Annotated in this window: 7 protein-coding genes; 2 read left to right on the forward strand and 5 right to left on the reverse strand. The window is 39.0% G+C overall.

The window, feature by feature from the left end; translation table 11 throughout:
- Nucleotides 1-124, forward strand: a 124-nt coding sequence (locus ACZFYI_RS16125; RefSeq protein WP_462525161.1) for a peptidylprolyl isomerase, incomplete at its 5' end; no start/stop codon positions are given.
- Nucleotides 125-160: 36 nt separating this feature from the next.
- Here ACZFYI_RS16125 and ACZFYI_RS16130 read toward each other — a convergent pair.
- The 4 genes from ACZFYI_RS16130 to ACZFYI_RS16145 all read right to left on the reverse strand — a co-directional run bounded on the left by ACZFYI_RS16130 (nt 161) and on the right by ACZFYI_RS16145 (nt 3,911).
- A complete protein-coding gene (locus tag ACZFYI_RS16130) occupies nt 161-1,444 on the reverse strand; it encodes a NupC/NupG family nucleoside CNT transporter (RefSeq protein ID WP_462525155.1) in 1,284 nt (427 codons plus the stop codon).
- A 115-nt stretch (nt 1,445-1,559) separates the two neighbouring features.
- On the reverse strand, nt 1,560-2,162 hold the full coding sequence (locus ACZFYI_RS16135) for a bifunctional nuclease family protein (RefSeq protein ID WP_462525156.1): 603 nt from the start codon (nt 2,160-2,162) through the stop codon (nt 1,560-1,562).
- A gap of 6 nt (nt 2,163-2,168) precedes the next feature.
- Nucleotides 2,169-3,137, reverse strand: coding sequence for an electron transfer flavoprotein subunit alpha/FixB family protein (locus tag ACZFYI_RS16140; protein WP_462525157.1), 969 nt, complete (start codon nt 3,135-3,137; stop codon nt 2,169-2,171).
- A gap of 36 nt (nt 3,138-3,173) precedes the next feature.
- Nucleotides 3,174-3,911, reverse strand: coding sequence for an electron transfer flavoprotein subunit beta/FixA family protein (locus ACZFYI_RS16145; RefSeq protein ID WP_462525158.1), 738 nt, complete (start codon nt 3,909-3,911; stop codon nt 3,174-3,176).
- A 74-nt stretch (nt 3,912-3,985) separates the two neighbouring features.
- Between ACZFYI_RS16145 and ACZFYI_RS16150 the strand changes: the two genes are divergently transcribed.
- Nucleotides 3,986-4,318: a tetratricopeptide repeat protein gene (locus ACZFYI_RS16150; RefSeq protein WP_462525159.1), complete on the forward strand. Its 333-nt coding sequence runs from the start codon at nt 3,986-3,988 to the stop codon at nt 4,316-4,318.
- Here ACZFYI_RS16150 and ACZFYI_RS16155 read toward each other — a convergent pair.
- The coding region (locus ACZFYI_RS16155; RefSeq protein ID WP_462525160.1) for a zinc-binding dehydrogenase at nt 4,315-4,549 on the reverse strand (235 nt) is incomplete at its 5' end. The genes ACZFYI_RS16150 and ACZFYI_RS16155 overlap by 4 nt on opposite strands.

The following is a 4,549-nucleotide window of genomic DNA, read 5'->3' on the forward strand; positions in this document are numbered from 1 at the left end:
AGATAACACTGCACACCTTGACAGAAGGCATACCTGTTTTGGGAAGGTTGTAGAAGGATTGGAAGTCATTGATCTGATCAGACAAGGTGACAAAATCGAAAAAATAACTATTAATGAGGATTAATAAAGAAGGCCTGATAAAATTCAGGCCTCTTGCTTTTTAGAATAATGCTCCTGCAATAGTGGCTGTCATCAAACAAGCTAAAGTCGCAGCCATCAAAGCTCTCATCCCAAGTTTTGATAAATTTCCTTGCTGATTTGGAGCGATACTACCGATGCCTCCAACCTGTATAGCGATAGAACTGAAATTCGAAAATCCGCAGAGCGCATAAGTAGCAATGACGATGGATTTGGAAGATAGCGTTCCTGCATTTTTCATGTCTGCCAAACTCAAATACGCAACAAATTCATTGATCACGGTTTTTTGACCCAACAAAGAACCTACCTGCAGAGTTTGGCTCCATTCAATGCCTATCACCCATGCAAATACCCTAAAAATCTGCCCCAATATATATTCGAGAGAAAACCCTGAGAATTGACCATTTGTAGAAGAAGCAATGAGCTCGTTCAGTCCAGTATAATTGCCAATAATGCCTGAAAGTATATAATTCAATGCTGCAATCACCGCAATAAATGCCAACAACATCCCTCCGACATTTAATGCTAATTTTAGCCCCTCTGATGCTCCAATCGACATGGCATCGATAAGGTTGACTCCCATACTCTCCTCGTTTACTTCTAATTTGCTGTTGATGATATCTCTTTCAGTTTCAGGGATCATGATTTTCGACATGACTATTGCCGCAGGGGCATTCATAATACTTGCTCCCAATAGATAAGCAGCAAATTTTGTTTGTTCAGCAGGATTATCCCCACCCAAAAAAGCAACATATCCGGCTAATACCCCACCTGCAATTGTAGCCATCCCCCCAGTCATCAAACACATCAGTTCAGATTTTGACATGGATGGGATAAATGGCCGAACTAAAAGAGGTGCTTCAGTCTGACCCAAAAATATGTTTCCTGCGGCAGAGAGGCTTTCCGGTCCTGAAAGTCTCATTGTTCTCGCCATCACCCAAGCTATTCCAAATACAACTTTTTGCAAAATCCCTAAGTAATAAAGACCTGCAGAAACAGTCGAAAAGAAGATAATGGTAGGCAAAACCTGAAATGCAAATATAAATCCAAAGGTATTGGTCGCTAAATCTCCAAATATAAAAGTCGCCCCATCAGCAGAAAAGCTCAAAAATTTAACAAAAGCCCGACTCACCAACGAAAAAACCTGTGCTACTGCATCTACTTTTGTAATCAAAAAACCAAATAGTGCTTGGAGAGAAACTCCTATTCCTACAAGTCTCCAGTCTACTTTTTTTTTATTACTTGAAAAAATAAAGGCAACAGCCAGCAAAACCAAAATCCCAATCAAACCTCTGAAATAATCCATGCAATAATTAAGAATTAATGTTTTTCAATTATTATAATATTTGTCGGGCTAAAATAATCAAAAAAAATCCAGCATAATTAAAATAAGTAAGCCTGGAATGAACCAGGCTTACTAATCAATTTCTCCTGTTAATCTCATCTCTGATTCTTGCAGCCTTTTCATAATCCTCATTGATGATGGCCTTATCGAGCATTTGATTAAGCTTATCAAGACTAAAATCCTTTAAGGAATCTGTACTTCTGGGTGCCGGAGCACCTGCCTTTCCGGATTTGATTTGTTTTTGAGGATCTTTCTTTTCATCCTCCTCATTGAACTCAATTGCAGCCTCGGACATGACTTTTGAAATACAAAATATGGGAGCATCAAATCTCACCGCAATAGCTATGGCATCAGAAGGCCTCGCATCTATTTCTACAGTTTTTGAGACGCTCTTACATACTAGTTTGGCATAAAAGACACCTTCCCGCATATCTGAAATCAAAATATGGTCAATTGAGAAATTGAAGTTGGAAGAAAATGATTTGAACAGGTCATGGGTCATGGGTCTGTTCGGAATGATTTTCTCGATTTCAATGGCAATAGCCTGGGCTTCAAACATTCCGATAACTATAGGAAGTCTCCTACTCCCACCTATTTCCCCCATCACCAAAGTAAAAGAGCCTGATTGAGAGTGATTTGATGATAATCCTAAAATTTCTAGTTCAATGGTCTGATCCACAGCTAATTATTTTTGGGCTTTGACAGCTTCAGTTAATTTTGGAAGTATCTCAAATGCATCCCCTACTATACCATAATCTGCGGCTTTGAAGAAGGGCGCATCAGGATCCTTATTGATGACCACGATGCATTTGGATGAATTCACCCCCGCAAGATGTTGAATAGCACCCGAAATTCCAACAGCTATATATAAAGTAGGGCTAACTTTTACCCCTGTCTGACCAACGTGCTCATGGTGAGGTCTCCAGCCAATATCAGAAACTGGTTTGGAACATCCTGTAGCGGCACCAAGTTCTTTGGCCAATGCTTCAAGCATTCCCCAATTTTCTGGGCCCTTCATACCTCTTCCTCCCGAAACTACAATATCTGCTTCAGGCAGCAATATTTCACCAGTAGCCTTATCTGTGGAAGTAATGGTAGTTGCAAAATTTTCAGGAGCAATTTGGAGGGAAATCTCTTCTATCGCTACTTCCTTTCCATCGGTCTTTAAAGCCACGGCATTTTTTTTGACTGCAAGAATTTTATGCGCCGAATTAACTTGGGTGATGGCAAATGCTTTTCCGGTATAGATGCTTCTTTTCACTTTGTATCCTGATGTAGTATCAGGAAGCTCTATGACATTAGAAACCAATGCTGCATCCAATTTTATAGCTAATCTTGCGGCCACAGCATCTCCTAAAGAGGATTTGGCCAAAACCAAAGTCGAAGCATTGACTTTCTTATAGACTTGGGCAATTGCTTCAGCGTGGGCCTGAATGATGCCTTGATTCAATTTTGAATCATTCACTAGGATGACTTTTGATGCCCCTGCAGTTCCGCTTTTTGCCAATTCTTCAGAAGAAATAGCTCCTAAAGCTACTGCAATGACTTCCCCTGATGAAAGCTTTTCAGACATTGCTTTTGCATAAGAGATGGCTTCTAAACTAGTTTTTTTGACGGAACCTTCCGCATGTTCTATATATACTAAAACTGACATATCAATTTGTTTTTTCAGATCTTTATAAAATATTAATTAAAGTACTTTTGCTTCGTTTTTAAGCATTCTTACAAGTTCGCCCACATTGTCTTTGTCAACCAATTTGACAGCTCCTTTTGCAGGAGGCAATACGAAAGTGGTGACTTCAGTGACAGCCGCATCAGCGGTTGGTTCCACAACGACAAGTGGTTTTGTCCTCGCAGACATAATCCCTCTCATATTGGGTATCTTCCATTCTGCGATCGGCTCCTGGCATCCTGCAATCAATGGAAGTTTGGCTTCAACATTCTCTTTCCCACCTTCAATTTCTCTTGCCATTTTCACTTTATCTCCTTCTATTTCCAACTTCATCACCGGAGAAATGGAAGGTATATCAAGCAATTCACCAACCATCCCGTGAACCATTCCACCATTAAAATCTATAGACTCTCTGCCCATCAAAATCAGGTCATAATTATTCTGCTTGGCAATGGTTGCAATTTGCTTGGCAACAAATAGAGAATCTTTGGGAAATGAATTGACCCTAATAGCATCATCAGCTCCGATTGCCAATGCTTTTCTCAAAGTTGGTTCGGTTTCTGCCTCACCTACATTCAACACAGTCAAAGTCGCCCCCAACTGCTCTTTTAACTCCACTGCCCTTGCCAAAGCATAATCATCATATGGCCCAATGATGAATTGAACTCCGTTTTTGTCAAACTTGGTATTGTTATCTGTAAATTGGATTTTGGATGTAGTATCCGGTACGTGCGTAATACAAACAAGAATTTTCATTTATATATATTTAGGTTATTTATTCTTTAAATTGCGTGAATTTAGTAATTAGGCTATAATATAAAAAAGAATTCATGTCCAAAGTAGCCCGAATAGCAATGTTAAAATCATTTGTAGAAGAGGAACCTGAAAATCCTTTCAATTACTATGCTTTGGCACTTGAAAATATTGATTTTGATATGAATTCAGCCACTTTTTTTTTCAAAATGCTACTTGAACAATACCCGGATTACCTACCGACTTATTTTCATGCCGCTTCTTTTTTTGCCGATCTTGGAGATATATCCCATTCAAAAAACATCTACGAAAAAGGAATACAGTTGGCTCAAGCTCAAAATGATGAAAAAGCCATCAAAGAACTAAAAAACAGTTATCAAAATTTTTTATTCGAAAATGACCTTTTCTAAGAAATTCTGACAACAATTTTCCCCATCTGCTTTCCTTCTTTCATCCTGTCAAAAGCCTGAACAGTGTCTTCGAGATCAAAAGTCCTGTCAATCAGTGGAGAAATTTTATTTTCATTGACAAAATCCAACATGTTTTCAAAATCTGAGTCATTGCCCATAGTGCTTCCTATCAACTTGATCTGATTCCAAAATAATCTCCTACCGTCAAACCCTGTTGGATTTCCGCGGGTA

It is taken from the genome of Aquiflexum sp., from assembly GCF_977115555.1.